Source organism: Pelomonas cellulosilytica (genome assembly GCF_021353265.1).
GTDB classification, from domain to species: domain Bacteria; phylum Pseudomonadota; class Gammaproteobacteria; order Burkholderiales; family Burkholderiaceae_C; genus Pelomonas; species Pelomonas cellulosilytica.
The window spans coordinates 158,877-178,135 of record NZ_JAJTWU010000006.1 but is presented as its reverse complement, the minus strand read 5'-3'; the positions used below and the strand labels follow the sequence as shown (position 1 = coordinate 178,135).

Below are 19,259 nucleotides of genomic sequence, written 5' to 3'. Positions count from 1 at the left end.
GGCACGCCATGTGGATGACCCGCGTTTCCATCCAGAACCCCGTCTTCGCGACGATGGTCATGGTGGCCCTGTGCGTGCTGGGCCTGTTCTCCTATGCGCGCCTGGGCGTCGAGCAAATGCCCGATATCGCCTTCCCCGGCGCCGGCATCGACATCCGCTACCCCGGTGCCTCGCCCGAGGCCGTCGAGCGTGAAGTGGCCAAGCCGCTGGAAGAGGCGCTCAACAGCATCGCGGGCATCGAGCGCATCCAGTCACGCAGCTTCGAGGGCCGCGTGCAGGCCAGCGTCGAGTTCGGCCTGAACACCGACATGAGCCGCGCGATGCAGGACCTGCGCGACCGCGTCGCCGCGGCGCAGGCCGCCTTCCCCAAGGACGTGAAGCCGCCGTCGGTGTCGCGCTTCCAGAACGACAACGCGCAGCCGGTCGTCGTCATGGCGCTGCTGAGCGGCACGCGCGGCCCGCGCGAGCTGTCGATGATGGCCGACCTCATTGTCTCCAAACGCCTGGCGCGTGTGGAGGGCGTGGCCAAGGTGGACGTGGGCGGCATGACGACCCGCGAGGTGCGCATCGACCTCGACCCGATGCGGCTGCGCGCCTACGGCGTGACGCCGGCCGAGATCGCGAAGGCGCTGAACGACGCCAACAGCGACCAGCCGGTCGGCCTGTTGTCCGACCAGACGGCCGACGCCATCCTGCGCGTGGAAGGCCGCGTGAAGGACCCCAAGGCCTTCGGGCAGATGGTCGTCGCGCGTCGCGGCAACCTGGCGCTGACGCTGAACGACCTGGGCACGCTGGTCGAGCGCGAACGCGAGGTGGAAAGCATCGCCCGCATCAACGGCCAGCCCGCCGTCAGCTTCAACATCTTCAAGCAGCAGGACGCCAACATCGTCGCCACCGGCGACGCCGTCAAGGAGGCCATGGAGGAGCTGCGCCAGGTGCTGCCCAAGGACGTGGAGCTGCGCCTGATCTATGCCAACAGCGACTTCGTCAAGGGCTCGCTGGACGGCCTTCGCCACACGTTGATCGAAGGCGCGCTGCTGACGGTGGCCATCGTCTTCCTGTTCCTGCACAGCTGGCGCTCCACGATCATCACGGGCCTGACGCTGCCCATCGCCGTCATCTCCAGCTTCATCGCTGTGCATGCCTTCGGCTTCACGCTGAACTTCATGACGATGATGGCGCTGAGCCTGTGCATCGGCCTGCTCATCGACGACGCCATCGTCGTGCGCGAGAACATCGTGCGTCACGTCGGCATGGGCAAGAACCACCACCAGGCCGCGGCCGACGGCACCAATGAGATCGGCCTGGCCGTCATGGCGACGACCTTCGCTATCTGCGCCGTGTTCGTGCCGGTGGCCTTCATGGGCGGCATCATCGGCAAGTTCTTCTATCCGTTCGGCATCACGGTCGCCGTGGCGGTGCTGGTGAGCCTGTTCGTTAGCTTCACGCTGGACCCGATGCTGTCCTCCGTCTGGCATGACCCGCCGAATGCGCGCATCCGCTACTGGCCGGTCGTCGGCCATTTGATCCGCGGCACCGACTGGGCGATGGACCGCTTGCACAACGGCTACGCCCGCCTCATCGGCTGGGCCTTCTCGGGCCGTCGCTACCGCGTCTTCGTGCCGCCCATCCCGGCCTATGGTCGCCCGTTCGACGCGCATGGGCGCCGTGACACGACGTCCCCGCGCCGGCTGCGCTTTGCGACGCTGACGCCACGCGGCCTCGTCATGTGGGGCGCCTTCGCCAGCTTCGTCGTGGCGCTGATGCTGGCGCCCATGGTGGGCAGCGAGTTCATGCCGCAGACGGACAACAGCTTCACACAGGTCAACCTGCGTATGCCGGTGGCCAGCAGCATTGAGCGCGGCAGCGCAAAGGTGGCCCAGGTCGAGCAGATCCTGAAGGGCTATCCGGAGATCAAGACCGTCTCCACGGTCGTGGGCAGCTCCGGTGAGGGTCTGGCCACGGGCCGCAACCAGGCGTCGCTGAACATATCGCTAGTGGACCGCAGCGAGCGCAAGCGCACGCAGAAGGAGATCGAGGACGCCATTCGGGCCGACATCGCCAAGATCCCCGGCATCGAGGTCAGCGTCGGCTTCGACCGGCCGATCTGGATCACCATCCTCGGCACCGATCCCGAAGTGCTGACGCAAACCGCCAAGGACCTCGTCGAGAAGATCAAGAAGATTCCCGGCGCGGTCGACGTCGACACGACCGTCAAGCCCGGCCTGCCGGCGTTTGCCGTGCGGCTGAAGGATTCGGCCATCCGCGAGCTGGGCCTGACCGCGCCGCAGATCGCGTCGTCCCTGCGCGCCTACGTCAACGGCGAGATCGCCACTTACTGGACGACGCCGGACGGCAACCAGGTCGAGGTGCTGCTGCGCCTGCCGCGCGACCAGCGTGAGCGCATCGAGCAGATGAGCAAGCTGCCCGTGGCCTTCTCCAAGGATGGCGCACCGATCACGCTGGATCAGGTCGCCACCATCGAGCCGGTGTTCAACCCGGAGGTCATCCGCCGCGAGAACCTGCAGCGCCGCGAAGCCGTGTTTGCCGGTGTGCAGGGGCGCCCCAGCGGCGATGTGAATGCCGAGGTGCAAAAGCTCATCAAGGCGACACAGCTGCCACCCGGCACCAGCTTCAAGGTGGACGGCGCCGGCAAGCAGCAGGCCGAGGCCTTCAACGGCCTGCTGGCGGCCATGGGCCTGGCGGTCATCTTCATCTACATCGTGCTGGCCAGCCAGTTCGGCAGCTTCCTGCAGCCCATCGCCATCATGGCCAGCCTGCCGCTGGCGCTGATCGGCGTCATGCTGGCGCTGCTGCTGTGGCGCTCGACGTTGAACGTGTTCTCGATGATCGGCCTCGTCATGCTGATGGGCCTGGTGACGAAGAATGCGATTCTCCTGGTGGATTTCGCCAACCACGCCCGCAAGGCCGGTGCGACGGTGGCCGATGCGCTGCGTGAGGCCGGCCTCATCCGCATGCGGCCCATCATCATGACCACGGCCGCCATGGTGTTCGGCATGCTGCCGATGGCCATCGCGCTGAACGACGGCGGCGAGATCCAGGCGCCAATGGGCCGCGCCATCATCGGTGGCGTCATCACGTCGACGCTGCTGACGCTGGTCGTCGTGCCGGTGCTCTACAGCTATCTGGTGCGCGACAAGAAGCCGGCGGCCAGGCCTGCCGCAGCGCAGGGTGCTGGCACGGCGCTGCCGCTGCATGGCATGCCCGGCGCGATGCCGGCGGACAAGGACTGATTTCCCTCGAGCGCTTCAGCGCTTTCGGGCCGGCCGCGCGAGCAGCCGGCCCTTTTTGATGGCCGGCGGCTCAGGGCTCCAGGTCCAGCTTGCCGTTCAGGTGCTCCGGTGGGGCAACGCTGCGCATCCACTTGACGGACTCGACGCGCCAGCGCGGGTCGGCCTGCTTCAGCAGCGCATAGACGCCCGGCAGGTGGTCTGAACCATAGGTCAGGAAGATCTTGTCGTGCGGGTCGGCCAGCAGGCGCTGTACGAGCTGGCGGTTGCGGAAGTCAATGGTCACCGCGTCGAACGGGTCGCGCGGGCGGGCCTTGGCGCTGCGCGGGCGCAGCAGCAGCGTCAGCAGGCCCCGGCAGACCGTGCCGGCGACGGCCTGCTGCCGCTCGTCGCCGCGCCGCTGCCAGGCCACGAAGGCGGCAAGCCGCTGGTTGCCGATGGACGGCACACTGCGCGTCGCCTCGCGATCCTGCATCGCCTCGACGAAGCTCATGTCCGTCGCCAGCAGCCGGTCGAACTCCTGACGCAACGCCTGCGAGGACACGTCCGCAGCCACATGCCGCTCGGGATGCAGCCGCCTGTCGATCTCCAGCGGCTCGAAGTAGCTGGCCTGGAAGACCAGGCCGCAGGTCGAGGCCAGTTGCTCATAGGCGCGGGCCAGGTCCTCGCCGGTGCCGAGGTACTCGCTGAGCCAGGCGTCCGCGCGCTCGTCCGGCAGCACGCCCTCGTAATAGATGACCGAGCCCTCCATCAGCGCCTTGCCGGCGTCGAAGACGATTGAGCGGAAGAAGGCGTCGGTGCCGACATGCATCATGCCCTGGAAGGTCAGCGTGCGATCGCCGTTGCTCAGCACGACCTGCGGCTGGATCGGCGGCTTCAGCCAGGTGACCACCGCGAGGTAGTAGATCGGCGCCGCCGTGGCCACGCTGGCCAGGCCGTAGGTGAGCAAGGTGACTCTCACCCAGGGCCAGACGCCGCGCCGTGGGCGACGCCGCGCCCACCACGCCGCCGGCAGCGCCAGCACTGCCGCGGCGCCCAACAGCGCCGGCGGCAGCCACACCGCGATGGCCAGCAGCACCGGCAGCGCCGCCAGGGTCAGCAGCGCCAGGCAGAAGGCCAGTATGGCGCCGACCTGCAGTCTCAGGCGGTCATGAATCTTGGCGGGCCGGGCGGCCTGCATCGGGGTGGTCTGACTCAATGGATCCGGCTCCTCGGGGTGCATCCTGACATGACCGCGAACCCGCTCGCCCGGCCTCAGTGGCCGGCGCCGAGCCGCTCAAGCGACTGCTTGAGCTGCACGAAGGCCGGAGACGCCCGCAGCGCCGCGGCGCCAGCGCGCTGCAGCTCGACAACGTCATGCGCCTCGATCGTGAACGCCGTCGGCACGCGCAGCAGCGAATGGCGGATTTTGTCGTCCGGCACGTCGTGCAGGCTGACGTTGATGGTGTGGATCTCTGCGTCCGCCGCGAATGGGCTGCCCGGCTGGCCGCGCATGCGCTGGATCTCCTCGCGCCAGCGTCGCTGGTCGTCGGTGAGCATCGCCAGCGTGATTTGGGTCTCCCGAGAGCCGGCACCGAAGATCAGCGACTCCAGCACCTGCGTCGTCGTGGGAATGCGGTCGCTGTTGTCCACCCGCTCGGACAGCCCGCGCTCGGAGTTCACCGTCACGAGGATGAGTCGGCGGATGGTGCCGGGCTTGGCATCGGCGAAGCTGGCGGTCATCGAGCCCGTGGCCACCAGCCGGTCCAGCATGAGCCGCACGCCGAGGTTGTCCGTCACACCGCCATCCACGAGGTGGATGTAGGGCCGATCGCGGGCATTGCGGTAGCTTTCGACGCTGTTTTGCAGCATGCGGGCGCGGTAGTCCTGCGCGGCCGGGGTGGCCGCCGGCAATGCATGCTCGCAGGCGTCGGCGTGATTGCGCACCGTCACGGGCGACAGCAGCAGCGGCACGGCCGACGACGCCGCCACCGCGAACGACAGCGGCGTGGCGCCGAGGTCCGAGCAGATCAGCTGGAATTGTTCGGCGGTGAAGTCGAACGGCGCGCCGGTGGTCAGGTCTGTCGCCGTGATCATCAGCTCGGGTGCACCGGGGCGCTTGAGCACGTCGGCGAAGGTGCGACCCTCGAACAATTCGTCGAAGCGCTGCGCGAGGATCTGCGTGCGCCCATACCAGGGCGAGGTCAGCTTGTACAGGCGCTCCGGCCACAGCGCCTCGCGGATGAGGCGGCTCTCGAAGGGCACCATCAGGAAGTCGGGTTCGAAGCGGTCCAGCGTGGCATCGCCGAAGGCCGCGAAATGAGCCGCCAGGATGCTGCCGCCCGACACGCCGCTGACCAGGGCGACATGGTCCAACAACGACGAGGTCTGACCGTCGAGCGTCAGCGTCGTGGCCTTGAGTTCGCGCAGCACGCCCAGCCCAAAGGCCGCGGCCCGCGCCCCGCCGCCGGACAACGTGACCGCCATCGTGACCGGCTGCGTCGCTGCGGGCGGCAGGCGGTGCCGTTCCGCGCCGCGCGCCTGCTGTGACACCGCGGCGGCGGGCGGTAGCGGCTGGTTGATCCAGGGGCGGTGGCTGGAGCAGCCCGCCAGCGCCGCCAGCGCTGCCGCGCCACTCCATCGCATCCACCGCCGTACTGCCGTCATCACCGTCATGCGCTTCCGTGATCCCGCGGGGGGAACCGCCCCTCGCGGCGCGCACTGTAGGCGATGGCCGGCCGGGCTTGCCAAGCAGCGGCAATGGCAAGCACAATCGCGCCCGCTCCGGGGTGCCCGGGCCTGGCTGACAAGCGAGGCCCCGACGCTGAGACGGTCATTGAAGACCGAACCCGTGAACTTGAACCGGCTAATACCGGCGTAAGGAGAGCGCATGCCATGAGGGCGTGCTGGCGAGGGCTGACCTCGCCCGTGCATCCGTAGGCGGCCACGGAGCAACCCGACCACCGCTCCAGGAGACCGCCGCCGTGAATGCCCTCGAATCCCACGCCTCGCTCGATGAGCGCCTGTCGTTGACGCGGGAGCCGTTCCCAGCGTCCCGCAAGACCTACGTTACCGGCAGCCGCCCCGACGTGCGCGTACCGATGCGCGAGATCGCGCTGAGCAACGGCGAGGCCGTCGTCGTGCACGACACCTCCGGCCCTTACACCGACCCCGCCGCGGCGATCGACGTGCGTCGCGGCCTGCCGCCCCTGCGGTCCAGCTGGATAGCCGACCGCGCCGACAGCGAGACCTACGCGGGCCGCACCCGCGTCGCGTTGGACGACGGCGGCAGGGATGACAGCGAGCGCATCGCCCGGCTTCGTGCCGAGGCCGCCGCGCTGCAGCGCCCGCCGCGCCGTGCGCTGGCGGGCGGCAACATCAGCCAGCTGCACTACGCCCGCCGGGGCATCGTCACGCCGGAGATGGAGTTCGTCGCGCTGCGCGAGAACGGCAGGCGCGAATGGATGCAGGCCTACCTCGGCGACGCCGAGCGCGAGGCCCGGCTGCGCGGCGACGCGCTGGGCGCCGCCATCCCCGACGTCATCACGCCCGAGTTCGTGCGCCAGGAGGTGGCGCGCGGTCGCGCCGTCATTCCCGCCAACATCAACCACACGGAGCTGGAGCCGACCATCATCGGCCGCAACTTCCTCGTCAAGGTCAACGCCAACATCGGCAACTCGGCCGTCACGTCCAGCATCGAGGAGGAGGTCGAGAAACTGGTGTGGAGCATCCGCTGGGGGGCGGACACGGTGATGGACCTCTCGACCGGTCGCAACATCCACACGACGCGAGACTGGATCGTCCGCAACTCGCCCGTGCCCATCGGCACCGTGCCGATCTACCAGGCGCTCGAGAAGGTGGGCGGCGTCGCCGAGGACCTGACCTGGGCCATCTTCCGCGACACGCTGATCGAGCAGGCGGAGCAGGGCGTCGACTACTTCACCATCCACGCCGGCCTGCGGCTGCCGTTCATCCCTATGACGACCAGGCGCCGCACGGGCATCGTGTCGCGCGGCGGCTCCATACTGGCCAAGTGGTGCATCACGCATCACCGCGAGAACTTCCTGTACACGCACTTCGAAGAGATCTGCGAAATCATGAAGGCCTACGACGTCACCTTCTCGCTGGGCGACGCCCTGCGCCCCGGCAGCGGCGCCGACGCCAACGACGAGGCCCAGTTCGCCGAGCTGCGCACTCTGGGCGAGCTGACGAAGGTGGCCTGGAAGCACGACGTTCAGACGATGATCGAAGGCCCCGGCCACGTGCCCATGCACCTGATCCAGGCCAACATGGCCGAGCAGTTGAAGCACTGCCACGAGGCGCCGTTCTACACGCTCGGTCCGTTGACCATCGACATCGCGCCCGGCTATGACCACATCGCCTCGGCCATCGGCGCGGCCATGATCGGCTGGATGGGCACCGCCATGCTCTGCTACGTGACGCCGAAGGAGCACCTGGGACTGCCGGACCGCGACGACGTGAAGCAGGGGCTCATCGCCTACAAGATCGCCGCCCACGCGGCCGACATCGCCAAGGGCCATCCGGGCGCCCGCGCGCGGGACGACGCGATGAGCAAGGCCCGCTTCGAGTTCCGCTGGAACGACCAGTTCGCATTGGGCCTCGACCCCGACACCGCGCGGGACTATCACGACGAGACGCTGCCCAAGGACTCGGCCAAAGAGGCGCATTTCTGCTCCATGTGCGGGCCGAAGTTCTGTTCGATGAAGATCACGCAGGACGTGCGCGACTATGCCGTGAGGAACGGCCTGGAGGCCGCTGACGTGGTGGCCGAGGGGATGGCGCAGAAGTCCGCCGAGTTCAAGGCGGCCGGCGGCGCCTTCTACATCCCGATCGCCGAGGCGTGATGCGCAACGTCGCGATTGCCGGCGCCGGCGTCATCGGCCGGCTGCTGGCGTGGCAACTGGCCAGGTCAGGTCACCGCGTGACCGTCATCGACCCGGCCACGGGGCCGGACGCGCCGGGGCCAGCCGCCCTGGTCGCGGCAGGCATGCTCAGCCCGGTGGCCGAACGCGAACATGCCGGGCCCGAGGTGGCGGCCCTGGGCTGGCGTTCGCTGCAGCTGTGGCCGCGAATCGCTCAGGCGCTGGGCCGGCCCGAGCTCGTGAGGGTCGACGGCAGCCTGTTGCTGGCCCATGGCAGCGACCTCGGCGCGGCGCAGCGCGTGCTGGCGCGCCTCAGCGACGGCCCCGAGCCGCTGGACCGGGCCGCGCTGGCGCGGCTGGAGCCGTCGCTGGCACCGGGCCTTAAGGCCTGGCTGCTGCCGGGCGAAGGCCAGGTGCTGCCGCGTGAAATGCTGGTTGCGCTGGCCGAGCAGGCGCCCGGCGTGGACTGGCGCTGGGGCCGGCACGCCGAGACCGTGCAGCCGCATCGCATCGCGCTCGACGACGGCTCGCACGTGGACGTCGACCTCGCCATCGACACCCGCGGCCTCGGCGCCCGGCCCGATGTCGTCGGACTGCGCGGTGTGCGCGGCGAGATCCTGTGGCTGCATGCGCCGGGCGTGCCGCTGCATCGGCCTGTCAGGCTGATGCACCCGCGCCACCGCGTCTACCTCGTGCCGCGGCCCGGGGACCTCGTCGTCGTCGGTGCGTCCGAGGTGGAGAGCGAGGACCGCTCGCCGGTGAGCCTGCGCAGTGCGGTCGAGTTGCTGGCCGCGGCGCACAGCGTCCTGCCGGCGCTGGCCGAGGCGCGCATCGTGCAGTTGGACACGCACCTGCGCCCGGCCTTCGCGGACCACCGCCCGCGCATCGACGCCGCGGCGGGCCTGCTTCGCATCAACGGGCTGTTCCGCCATGGCTGGCTGCTCGCACCAGCACTCGCGGAGGATGCGCTGCGTCATGCATGAATTCACCGTCAACCAGCAGCCGCAGCCATGGCGCGCGGGCCTGACGGTGGCGGCGCTGCTGGCCGAGCAGGGCCGGGAGGCCGACGCCGTGGCCACCGCGCTGAACGGCGTCTTCCTGCCCCGCTCACGGCGCGCGTCCACGCTGATCCAGCCGGGCGACGCACTGACGCTGATTCAACCCATCACGGGAGGCTGAATGCCATCACGCGACCTGCAAGCCGGCTGCTGCTGCCGTCATCCCCAGACCCTCGCCCACGCGGAGAACGCCGCATGACCTGGACCCTCTACGGCCGGCTTCTGAGCAGCCGATTCCTGCTCGGCTCTGCCGGCTATCCCTCACCAGACGTGCTGCGGCGTGCCGTGCGGACCAGCGGTGCGCAAGTCGTCACCTTGGGGCTGCGGCGCACGCTGGCGGCAGCGGGGGACAACGGCTTCGTCGCCGCGCTGCGGGCCGAGCTGCGGCAGTCTGGCGGCCACCTGCTGCCCAACACCGCCGGCTGCCGCACGGCCACGGAGGCCATCATCCTCGCGCAGATGGCCCGCGAGCTGTTCGAGACACCGTGGATCAAGCTCGAGGTGGTCGGCGACGAATACACGCTGCAGCCCGATCCGTGGGAGCTCGTCGCTGCGGCCGAGCAGCTCGTGAAGGACGGCTTCCAGGTCTTTCCGTACTGTACGGACGACCTCGTCACGTGCCGCCGCCTGCTGGACGTCGGCTGCGAAGTGCTGATGCCCTGGGGCGCGCCGATCGGCTCTGGACAGGGGCTACTGAACCCGTTTGCGCTGCGCACGCTGCGCGAGCGGCTGCCGGGCGTGCCGCTGATCGTCGATGCCGGCATCGGCGCGCCGTCGCATGCCGCGCAGGCGATGGAGCTGGGCTTCGACGCCGTGCTGCTGAACTCGGCAGTGGCGCAGGCTGGCGACCCGGTCTGCATGGCGGCGGCCTTCCGCGGCGCCATCGAAGCTGGGCGGCTGGGCTACGAGGCCGGCATCATGGCCCGGCAGGACATGGCCGTTGCCAGCACGCCGGTGGACGGCCGGCCCTTCCTCATCGCATGAAGCCGCCCATCGTCTGGAGCGTCGCCGGGCTGGACAGCGGTGGCGGTGCGGGCCTGTCGGCCGACCAGCGCGCGGCCGACGCCACCGGCGTGCACCTGTGCCCGGTCGCGGCGGCGCTGACGGCGCAGAATAGCGTGGCGGTGGACGCGGTGTTCCCGGTGCCGCCCGAGCAGCTCGCCGCCCAGCTGGCCACGTTGGCCGAGGACTTGCCACCGGTCGCAGTGAAGACGGGCCTGCTCGGCGGCGTGGCCCAGCTGCGCGTCGTCGCGCGCTGGATCGACCGGCTGCGCGAGCGGGCGCCGGTGGCACTCGTCGTCGACCCGGTGCTGCGCGCCTCCAGCGGCGCGAGCTTCGCCGACGAGGCACTGCTGCGTGCCTATCGCGAGGAGCTGCTGCCGCGCGCTACCGTGGCGACGCCCAACCGCCGCGAGGCGGGCCGCCTGGTCGGTGACGGGCCGGCGCCCGCGCAGGCGCTCGCGTTGCAAGCGCTGGGCGTGGCGTCGGTGTGCATCACCGGCGGCGATGAGGGCAGGGCGCTCGCGCTGGACTGGCTGGCCAGCGAGCACGCCAGCGGCTGGCTGGCGCTGCCGCGGCGCGACGCCCGGCACAACCACGGCACGGGCTGCTGTTTTGCCACCGCGCTCGCCGCCGCGCTGGCACGCGGCTTCGTCGCGGCGGATGCCGCTGTCATCGCCAAGATGCTGACAACCTCGGGCCTGCATATCGACGCGAAGACGCCCGGCACCGGGCCAGGCCCGGTGAGGCCGGTGCCGGACTTCATCACCGACGCCACGCTGCTGCCCGCGCTGTTCGACGACGCCGAGCCGCCGGCGCGCTGGCCGGCTCCTGCGGGTGGCGCCGCGGTCGAGGGCGTGTACGGCATCACGGACCGTGGTGAGCACGCGGCCCGGCTCTTCGGTGCCGGCCTGCGCACCGTGCAGCTGCGCATCAAGCGTGGCGATCAGGAGGCCGACTGGCCGACCCGTCTGCACGCCGAGATTGCCGCCGCGCGCGGGGCGGGCGGCCTGTTGATCGTCAACGACCACTGGCGCGAGGCGCTTGCCGCCGGTGTCGACGCCGTCCACCTCGGGCAGGAGGACCTGCTGGCCTTGTCGCCCGCCGAGCGCCGCGAGCTGGCTGCTGCCCGGGGCGGCGGCCTGCGGCTGGGCATCAGCTCGCACAGCCTCTGGGAGCTGGCGCGTGCGGTGGCGTGGGCGCCGGACTACGTGGCCTGCGGTCCGGTGTGGCCCACGTTGACCAAGGCCATGCCGTGGCGCCCGCAAGGGCTCGCCAACCTGGCCTGGTGGGCCGCGATGGCACCGGCGCCGGTGGTGGGTATTGGCGGCGTGCTGGCGCCGGCTCAGCTGAGCCTGGTGGCGGCAGCTGGAGCCAGCGCGGGCTGCGTCGTGCGCGGGTTGTCCGACGGCAGCGCGTGGCCAGTGGCCGACTGGCTGGCCGCCTGGGACAGCGGCAGGCAGATGCCGGCCAGCGCGGCGCCCGACTGGCCGCATCCGAGCCTGGACTGATCAGTCGGCCAGGCCGCGCTGCCAGACGCCCTCGGCGGCATCGAAGAGGGGCTGGCCGTCAAATGACTCGGGTTCGCGCGCCAGCGCCAGCCACGCCAGCGTATCGTGGTGGCTGCCGGGCAGCAGGTCGGTCGAGCGCTCCCTGACGAGCCAGCCATGCAGGCGGGCATACAGCTCGGGGTGCTGCTGGCGTGTCCAGGCGAGCCCGACGAGGTCGCCATAGCCTTCCTCGCGCCGCGTGGAGCGCATGTCCAGCCACGCCCGCTGCAGGTCGGGGGGCAGCGTCTCGGGCGCGCGGGCGGCGACGAAGCCGGCCGGCATGCGGGTCCAGGCACCATCCAGGTAGCGGCGGCAGTGGCCCAGCTCGTGCGCGGCCATCAGTTCCAGCGCCGCGCTGCGCAGGGCCGGTTCCAGCGCGTCGATCTGGCGTTCGCCCTCCGGGTTCCCGCGCATGGACAGCACCAACTTGCAGCGGCCGTCGACGAAGGCCAGCGCCAGCGGCGCTGCGCCGGGCGCGTCCTGCGGCTGCACGACCACGTCCAGCGGTAGCGCCAGCGCCTGCCGGGCATGCAGCACGACCGGGGAGATGCCCTGCAGCCAGCGGGTTTCGAGCGGCGAGAGGTCCGCCGCACGGGCGGCCTGCAGCGTAGCGCAGAGCAGGGCGAAGGCGGCGGACAGCAGGAAACGCGGCACGGGGGTACTCCTTTCGGAGCATCTTCGGGCGGCACGCGGTGAAGTTGATGGAGCATCGGACCGCTTTCGTGAACTATGCGGTCGCCGGCCTTCTGACGGATCGAACACGCAATAGCTGCCGTTCTATTCAGCAATTGCTGCATCGGGTTGCCGACCTGCCAGGGTATGGCGGTTGCCGCACCGGGCACAGCGACGGCGGCCCGCGCCGCGCCCAAACCAGCCAGCAAGGAGCAACAGCAATGGGACTCAACCTCATGGACAACCGCGGCGTCACGCTTGACCGACAGCGCTTCACCTGGCGCGACATGGTCCAGAAGCCGATCAGCAAGCTCAATGACGACGCCTGCAGCCGTGTCCACATCATCCTGCTCAATGGGCTGGAGCTGGAGGCGCTCAATTCCGGCCATGCGTGCGCCCGCATGAACAATTCGCTCCAGCCGGTCCTGGCGCAGGTGCGCCGCGTCGAGCAGCACCAGGCAACGGCGGTCACCGGGGCAACGACAACGCGGCCGACCGCCAGGCGGCTGCGGCCTCCAACACCCGTTGACCCGGCCGGATATGTTCCATGAACGTCATCTTCTGGCTGTTCACCGGCATGCTGGTGGCCTGGCTCGGTAGCCTGGGCCGCGACACCATGGGCAGGCAGCGGCTGCTGCTTGACGCCATTTTCGCGGGCGTCGGCGCGATGCTGGGCGGCGGCCTGGCCCTGTCTTCGGAGGACTGGCTGGGCGAACAGATGCACTGGGCCGGCATCGCCGGTGTAGCTGTCGGCGCTACGCTGCTGCTGTTGATCGGCAACCTGCGCTCGCTGCCGGCGGAGCGCACGGACTGAGCCTGCGCTGCTCAGCGGACCAGGACGACTCTCATCACGCCGAACGGACGCTGACTCGCCTGGGGCGCGGCGAGGAAGGGACCGCCCTCTGCGCCGTGCCGCTTGACCAGTTCAGTCCGCGCGGATTTCCTCGTGCCGCGGCACCAGCGCCTTCATGACGATCCAGGCACCCAGGTAGGCCAGCGCGCAGATCGAGAACATGATCATGTAGCCGGTGCTGAGGTCGCCACGCGCGCCATAGGCGTCGAAAATCCAGCCGCCCAGCTTGGACACCAGGACGCCGCCCAGGCCACCCGCCATGCCGCCGATGCCGATGACGGAGCCGACGCAGCGCTTGGGGAACATGTCGGACACGGTCGTGAACAGGTTGGCCGACCAGGCCTGGTGCGCCGATGCGCCGATGCCGACCAGCAGCACCGGCAGCCAGAAGCTGACGCCTCCCAGCGGCTGCGCCAGCAGTACGGCCAGCGGGAAGAACGCGATGACGAGCATCGCGCGCATGCGGCCGTCATACGGCGCCATGCCGCGGCGCAGGAAGTACGCCGGGAACCAGCCGCCGCCGATGCTGCCCACCATCGTCATGCTGTAGAGCACGGTTAGAGGCAGCGAGATGGCGGTAGTGCTCATGCCGTACTGGCTGGAGAGGTACTTGGGCAGCCAGAACAGATAGAACCACCAGACGCCATCGGTCATGAACTTGCCGAAGGCGAACGCCCAGGTCTGGCGGTAGCCCAACAGGCGGAACCACGACAGGCGCTGGCCGCCGTCGGCCGCGGGCTGCGTCGGAGCGGTGTCGTTGTCGCTGTTGATGTAGGCCAGTTCGGCGGCGCTCAGGCGGCGCTGGCGGGTGGGCGTGTCGTAGTAGACGAGCCACAGCAGGATCCACAGGAAGCCGATGGCGCCGATGACGATGAATGCCATCTGCCAGCCCCAGGTGGCGGCGATCCACGGCACCGTCAGCGGCGCGAGCACGGCGCCGATGTTGGCGCCGGAATTGAAGATGCCGGTGGCAAAGGACCGCTCCTTCTTCGGGAAGTACTCGGCGGTCGCCTTGATGGCGGCAGGGAAGTTGCCGGCCTCACCGATGGCCAGCACCGCGCGCGACGCCATGAAGCCGGCGACCGACACCGGCAGCGCGACGCCCAGCGCCGCGAGCATGCCGCCGATAGGCACCGAGAACGCGTGCATGACGGCGCCCAGCGACCAGACGGCCACGGCGATGACGAAGGCCCGTCGCGTGCCGATGGCGTCGATGAAGCGGCCCGCGAAGAGCATCGCGATCGCGTAGACGAACTGGAAGACGGCGGTGATGTTGGCGTAATCGGAATTGGACCAGCCGAACTCCTTGGACAGCGCCGGCGCCAGCAGGCTCAGCACCTGGCGGTCGAGGTAGTTGACGGTGGTGGCAAAGAACAGCAGCGCGCAGATGGTCCACCTGTACCTGCCAATAGTTGTCTCAGTCATGCTCGAGTTTTTTCGTTGATCCGGGGCCGGGCCTTGCGACCCGCGGCATGCGCCGCGGCGCATCATCGCCTGCCTTTGGGGTCGGCCGGCGCGACGCTGAGGTGTGGCCCTCAGGTCGGGTGGCTCGTGGGCGACGGGCATTGCGGGCCTCGTTCGGCCACGGCGCCATCGGGCGATACCGAAGTCGGCATCGAGGGCCGGGCAAAAGTGATTGGTTCCGGTCGGGCCGCCTTCCTAGCATCGCCGCGGCTCAGGCCCCCGGCCTTAAGACCCATGAACCTCGACAGCGACGAATTCCGGCTCCGGGACATCAGCGCGCAGGCTGTCCTGCGCCTCATCTGCGCCGAACCCGGACAGTCCCGCGGCGCGCTGGCGGACGCGCTCTCGCTGCCCAGGCCCACCGTCATCGCGCTCGTTCGCAAGCTGCTCGACCAGGGCTGGCTGCAGGAGCACGCCGGGGTGGAAGCCGCGCACGCGGGCCGCCGTTCCGCCCTACTGCATCTGCGACGCGACCGGCTGGTACTGCTGGGCGCCGAAGTAGGGGACGACGGCGTGCGGGTGCTGGCCACCTCGCTGACGGGCGACGTGCTGGCGCGCCTCCATGAACCGTGCGCCTGCGTGGACGATGCTGAAGCGATGCTCGCGCGGGCGGCCCGGTTGCTGCTCGGAGCTCACGCCCGCGTCGCGGCGCTCGGCCGCAGCGTCGTGGCTATCGGTGCCGGGCTGGCCGGGCGCATCGATGAGTTCACCGGCTGCGTCAGTGCCACGCACCCGTGCGCCTGGGCCGGCGTGCCGGTGGCGCGGCGGCTTGGCGAGCACCTGCGCGGCACGCCGCTACAGCGCTGCGCGCTGCATGTGCAGGGCGGCGCGCAGGTGGCTGGCGTGGGCGAGCTGGAGTTCGGCGTGTCCCGGCCTCGTTTGCCGCTGCTGTCGCTTTGGCTTGGCGAACGGGTGGAGGCCGCTCTGGTGGGGGACGGGCCGGATGGTCCATGCCGGCTGCTGCCGGGGCTGGCACACATGACGCTGTCCCTCGATGGCACGGCCTGCCGCTGCGGGCGGCGGGGCTGTGTCGAAGCCATGGTGGGGCTGCGCGCGATGATTCTGCCCGGCGAAGCCGCCTCGATGGTGGCCGTGACGCAGCGGTTGGGCGAGGCTGACGCAGCACGGGCCGTCGAGCGGGCGGGCCGTCATCTGGGCGTGGTGCTCGGCAACCTGTGGATGAGCCACGATCCAGGGCGCATCGTCGTCGCCGGGCCTGCCGCGTCACTGGGGGCGCCGCTGCTGGCGCCAGCGCTGGCGGCGCTGGCCGAGCAGGCCCGCGTCGCGGGCCGCGTGCCGCCGGAGGTGACCGTGTCGCGCTTCGGGGATGAGGCCGTGGCGCTGGGGGCAGCCGCCTTCGCGCGCTATCGCCTCACGCGCCCGTTGCGGCCGCCGAGCCGGCTGACTTCGCTGTTCGCGCGCTATGGCTATCGCTACCACCCACCCTCGCCACGGGCTTCCGCGCGGCAGCAGGCTGCAGGATCGCTGTCGACGACGGGTTGCTGAACGACCCGCCCGCGCGCAGGCGTGGTGGTGGCGTTGTCCTCTTCACTTGCCGCGCTCATGCGGCCTTTGGGCGAACTGCCGGAGAGGTCACTGGATCTTGGAATCCGGCGGTGGCAATTGAGTCATGCCCGACGTCTCCACCGCTCTGACACCCAGTACGTCCTGCAGATCCTTGAGCACTTCGATGGGCGCGTGGCCAGTGATCAGTCCGGCTGCTTCCAGCGCTGTCGCATCCGTCAAGCCCCTGGCCTGGAGTTGCTGTACCAGGCCAGACAGTGACTCCCGGTGCGAGTCTGCGACGGTCACGACCATCTCGACGAGCCGTGTGGGTGAATGAGGCATGGCGGGCCTTCGCGCGAGCTTGCTTCAGTGTAGTGGCGCCGCCGCATCTAGGGTGCCTGGACGAGGCCACGGCCGACGTCCACCACGGGGGCGCTCAACGTGCGCGCGTTGACCACCAGCGTTTGCCACAGCGCTGCACCGCGGGCCCCGGTAGCTTCGGCCCACAGTGCTGCGATCCCTGCGACGTGCGGGGTTGCCATGCTCGTGCCGGAAATGGTGTTGTAGCGGGCAGGCATGGGCCAGCTGGAGTAGATCGCGACACCCGGCGCCGCCACGTCCACTGCCGTGCCGGGCTGTCGTGCCGTGTCGCGAGCTGAAAAGCCTGCGACGCGCAGGGCACTGTCGAGCGCGGCTACGGCCATGAAAGTCCGGCTGTTGGCCGGGCGGCCGACGAAACCGAACTGGCCCGACGCCCGGTCGCCGCCGTTGCCCGCGGCGGAGACGATGAGCGTGCCGGCGTTGAGTGCTCGCTGACCGACCGTCTCGTAGGCGATTGTGGAGGTCGGCACATTGGCTCCGAGCGACATTGAAATCACGCTGCACCCGTTGGCGATGGCCCAGTCGATGCCGGCCAGGATGGCTGCATCGCCACCGCTGCCTTGGTCCGATAGCACTTTGCCCACGTAGACCTGCGCCCGGTGCGCCACGCCGTATCGCCTGCCGGTCGATGGACCCAGCGGGCCACACGCGGTACCGATGCAATGCGTGCCATGCCCGTGGCCATCGTCAGCAGTGTTGGCGCCTGGGACGAAGGATTTCGCCACGACGGGTCGGCCGGCGAAGTCGGGATGCCCGGAAGCCAGCCCGGTGTCCAGTACGGCAACGCGGATGCCGTTACCCGAAAAGCGTGAGGCGCTCGCCTTGGTGGCCTGCAAGCCCCACGTCAGTGCTGCGGTATCCGCGAAGGCGGCCTCGGTTTCGAGGTCGTGTCCTTCGGGCTGTGTGTTGGCTTGGACGAAGATGCTGTCGGCAGCGTCCCGGAAGCCTCGTAGGTAGTCCAACGACAGCGGCGACACCTCTGACAAGGCGTACATAACGCCTTCGGGTTCGACGGCCAGGATGGGGGAATCCGCACCCGCTTCCATCACCATCGCGCCGGCCGCCTCCGGGTCGATGTTCAGGACGGCGATGCCGATGTGCTCGAGGATCAGCCCGCCAGACTCGGGCAGCTGCGAGAAGTCCACGCCACCTTCTCCGAAATCTGCGATGGACAGTGTCCGCGCCTTCGTCAGGCCGGCTCGCTTCTTCAGCTGGGCCAGGCCGTCGCCTTGCGCGCCGTCTTTGTAGGTCACGATGTAGCGGCCGGTTGTCTGCACCGGCTGGACGCCATCGGAAAGGTCTTCGCTCATGGCAGTGCTCCAGTGGCGGGCAGCGGTCACTGCCCGCTGCCCAGGTTGAAAGTACCTGTGCGGACGACGTTATGCCTACACTGAAGGGTTGCACTCCTCACAAATGACGAGCGGCGTGCGGACATCGCCGATGCCCAACTGGCGTGGCGGCGCACCACCACTCGCAGCCTGGTCTTGTGGTTGTGAACTGGTGGTGTCCCGCTTCGCGGACCACGCCTTGCCGCTGGGGGCGGCTGCTTCGCGCGCTATCGCCTCGCGCGCCCCGTTGCTGCCGCCGAGCCAGCTGCCTTCGCGGTTCGCACGCTGGCTACCGCTATAACCCGCCTGCGCTGCGGTTGGGTTCTGGGTTCGGTTCGCCGGACGTCAAGTTGCTCGCTGGCCTTTGGGCAGGCAGCAGCGCTTCGCAGTGTCCGCGCAGCGCTGCTGCCAGCCGGCGCAATGCCGGCGTGAGCCGGTGGCGCCCGACCGCCATCCAGTGCAGCGGTGCGGGCTCGCCAAGCCAGCCGGGCAGCAGCGCCACAAGGCGGCCTGCCACCAGGTCGCTGGCGACATCGAGCCCGCTCTTGTAGGCAATGCCCAGCCCGGCAAGTGCCCATTCGCGCACGACGCCACCGTCGTCAGCGATGCGACTGCCCGAAACGTCCACCACGGTGGTCTCGCCGTAGGGTGACGTGAAGCGCCAGCGGCCGTGCAGGCTGTCCCCAAGCACGAAGCGCAGGGCCTCGTGGCTGTGCAGTTCGGACGGAGTGCGAGGGGCGCCGTGCCGGGCGACATACGCGGGGCTCGCGCACAGCACGCGGCGGTTGGCGGGTGCCAGCGGCAGCGCGACGAGGCTGGAGTCGGGCGGCTCGCCATAGCGCACCGCGTGGTCCACCGGCTCCTGCACCAGGTCGGTCAGGCGGTCGCTCAGCCGCAGCTCCAGCTGCAGGCTCGCGGCGCCTTCGGCGGCGGCCACGTCCTCAATCCAGCGCCACAGGTGTTGGCGGCCGAGGTCGCTCGGCAGGCTGACGCGCAGGCGGCCGCTCAGCGGCTGCGCGTCGCCGGCTCCGCGCAATGCGGCCTGACCTGCCTCCCACGCGGCGAGCAGCTGGCGCGCGTGTGGCAGCCATTGCTCACCGGCCTCGGTCAGGCGCAATCGGCGTGTGGAGCGCTCGAACAGCCGCGTGCCCAGCTCCTTCTCCAGCCGGGCGATGGTGGCGCTGGCCTGCACGGCGCCGACGTCCAGCCGCCGTGCCGCCGCGGAGAAGCTGCCGGCCTCCACGGCGGCGATAAAGAGATGCAGCGGAGCCAAGCGGTCCATTTTCATGTTCCTGATGAAACTGATTCGGCGATCCTAGGCTTTCTGCATGAAAT

General features: G+C 69.8%; 16 protein-coding genes and 1 riboswitch. Of the genes, 9 read left to right on the top strand and 7 right to left on the bottom strand.

Annotation, left to right across the window (positions count from 1 at the left end; all coding sequences use genetic code 11):
• Positions 1–8: 8 nt before the first annotated feature.
• Positions 9–3,254: an efflux RND transporter permease subunit gene (locus LXT13_RS16185; RefSeq protein ID WP_233372997.1), complete on the top strand. Its 3,246-nt coding sequence runs from the start codon at positions 9–11 to the stop codon at positions 3,252–3,254.
• A gap of 70 nt (positions 3,255–3,324) precedes the next feature.
• On the opposite strand, the gene LXT13_RS16180 is transcribed toward LXT13_RS16185, so the two are convergent.
• Positions 3,325–4,449, bottom strand: a complete 1,125-nt coding sequence (locus LXT13_RS16180; protein ID WP_233372996.1) for a hypothetical protein — start codon at positions 4,447–4,449, stop codon at positions 3,325–3,327.
• Positions 4,450–4,505: 56 nt separating this feature from the next.
• Complete coding sequence (locus tag LXT13_RS16175; protein ID WP_233372995.1) at positions 4,506–5,906, bottom strand: patatin-like phospholipase family protein; 1,401 nt, start codon at positions 5,904–5,906, stop codon at positions 4,506–4,508.
• 99 nt (positions 5,907–6,005) lie between these two features.
• Positions 6,006–6,131, top strand: a riboswitch (TPP riboswitch).
• Between the two features lie 83 nt (positions 6,132–6,214).
• On the opposite strand from LXT13_RS16175, the gene thiC reads away from it, so the two are divergent.
• The 5 genes from thiC to LXT13_RS16150 all read left to right on the top strand — a co-directional run bounded on the left by thiC (position 6,215) and on the right by LXT13_RS16150 (position 11,681).
• Positions 6,215–8,095, top strand: a complete 1,881-nt coding sequence (thiC, locus tag LXT13_RS16170; RefSeq protein ID WP_349254840.1) for a phosphomethylpyrimidine synthase ThiC — start codon at positions 6,215–6,217, stop codon at positions 8,093–8,095.
• Positions 8,095–9,096: an FAD-dependent oxidoreductase gene (locus LXT13_RS16165; protein WP_233372994.1), complete on the top strand. Its 1,002-nt coding sequence runs from the start codon at positions 8,095–8,097 to the stop codon at positions 9,094–9,096. The genes thiC and LXT13_RS16165 overlap by 1 nt, the downstream gene beginning before the upstream one ends.
• Positions 9,089–9,292 carry a sulfur carrier protein ThiS gene (gene thiS / locus LXT13_RS16160; protein ID WP_233372993.1) on the top strand — a complete coding sequence of 68 codons (204 nt, stop codon included), beginning with the start codon at positions 9,089–9,091 and terminating at the stop codon, positions 9,290–9,292. Before LXT13_RS16165 ends, thiS begins: the two co-directional genes overlap by 8 nt.
• A 74-nt stretch (positions 9,293–9,366) precedes the next feature.
• Positions 9,367–10,155, top strand: a complete 789-nt coding sequence (locus LXT13_RS16155) for a thiazole synthase (protein WP_233372992.1) — start codon at positions 9,367–9,369, stop codon at positions 10,153–10,155.
• The gene (locus LXT13_RS16150) at positions 10,152–11,681 is read left to right on the top strand and encodes a PfkB family carbohydrate kinase (protein WP_233372991.1); all 1,530 of its coding nucleotides are present in this window, start codon (positions 10,152–10,154) and stop codon (positions 11,679–11,681) included. Before LXT13_RS16155 ends, LXT13_RS16150 begins: the two co-directional genes overlap by 4 nt.
• Here the strand turns inward: LXT13_RS16150 and LXT13_RS16145 are convergent, their stop codons facing one another.
• Positions 11,682–12,374: a hypothetical protein gene (locus tag LXT13_RS16145; RefSeq protein WP_233372990.1), complete on the bottom strand. Its 693-nt coding sequence runs from the start codon at positions 12,372–12,374 to the stop codon at positions 11,682–11,684.
• A gap of 38 nt (positions 12,375–12,412) precedes the next feature.
• Here LXT13_RS16145 and LXT13_RS16140 point away from each other — a divergent pair, with 38 nt between their 5' ends.
• Complete coding sequence (locus tag LXT13_RS16140; protein ID WP_233372989.1) at positions 12,413–12,943, top strand: hypothetical protein; 531 nt, start codon at positions 12,413–12,415, stop codon at positions 12,941–12,943.
• Positions 12,940–13,206 (top strand): hypothetical protein, encoded by a 267-nt coding sequence (locus LXT13_RS16135; protein ID WP_233372988.1) that lies wholly within the window; start codon positions 12,940–12,942, stop codon positions 13,204–13,206. The genes LXT13_RS16140 and LXT13_RS16135 overlap by 4 nt, the downstream gene beginning before the upstream one ends.
• A gap of 111 nt (positions 13,207–13,317) precedes the next feature.
• Here LXT13_RS16135 and LXT13_RS16130 read toward each other — a convergent pair whose 3' ends face one another.
• Positions 13,318–14,670, bottom strand: coding sequence for an MFS transporter (locus LXT13_RS16130; RefSeq protein WP_233372987.1), 1,353 nt, complete (start codon positions 14,668–14,670; stop codon positions 13,318–13,320).
• 273 nt (positions 14,671–14,943) lie between these two features.
• Between LXT13_RS16130 and LXT13_RS16125 the strand changes: the two genes are divergently transcribed.
• A complete protein-coding gene (locus tag LXT13_RS16125; protein ID WP_233372986.1) occupies positions 14,944–16,215 on the top strand; it encodes an ROK family transcriptional regulator in 1,272 nt (423 codons plus the stop codon).
• A gap of 87 nt (positions 16,216–16,302) precedes the next feature.
• On the opposite strand, the gene LXT13_RS16120 is transcribed toward LXT13_RS16125, so the two are convergent.
• The 3 genes from LXT13_RS16120 to LXT13_RS16110 form a co-directional block, all read right to left on the bottom strand.
• Positions 16,303–16,557 (bottom strand): hypothetical protein, encoded by a 255-nt coding sequence (locus tag LXT13_RS16120; protein WP_233372985.1) that lies wholly within the window; start codon positions 16,555–16,557, stop codon positions 16,303–16,305.
• Between the two features lie 47 nt (positions 16,558–16,604).
• Positions 16,605–17,906: a S8 family serine peptidase gene (locus LXT13_RS16115; protein WP_233372984.1), complete on the bottom strand. Its 1,302-nt coding sequence runs from the start codon at positions 17,904–17,906 to the stop codon at positions 16,605–16,607.
• A gap of 313 nt (positions 17,907–18,219) precedes the next feature.
• Positions 18,220–19,206, bottom strand: coding sequence for a LysR family transcriptional regulator (locus LXT13_RS16110; protein ID WP_233372983.1), 987 nt, complete (start codon positions 19,204–19,206; stop codon positions 18,220–18,222).
• Positions 19,207–19,259: the final 53 nt, after the last annotated feature.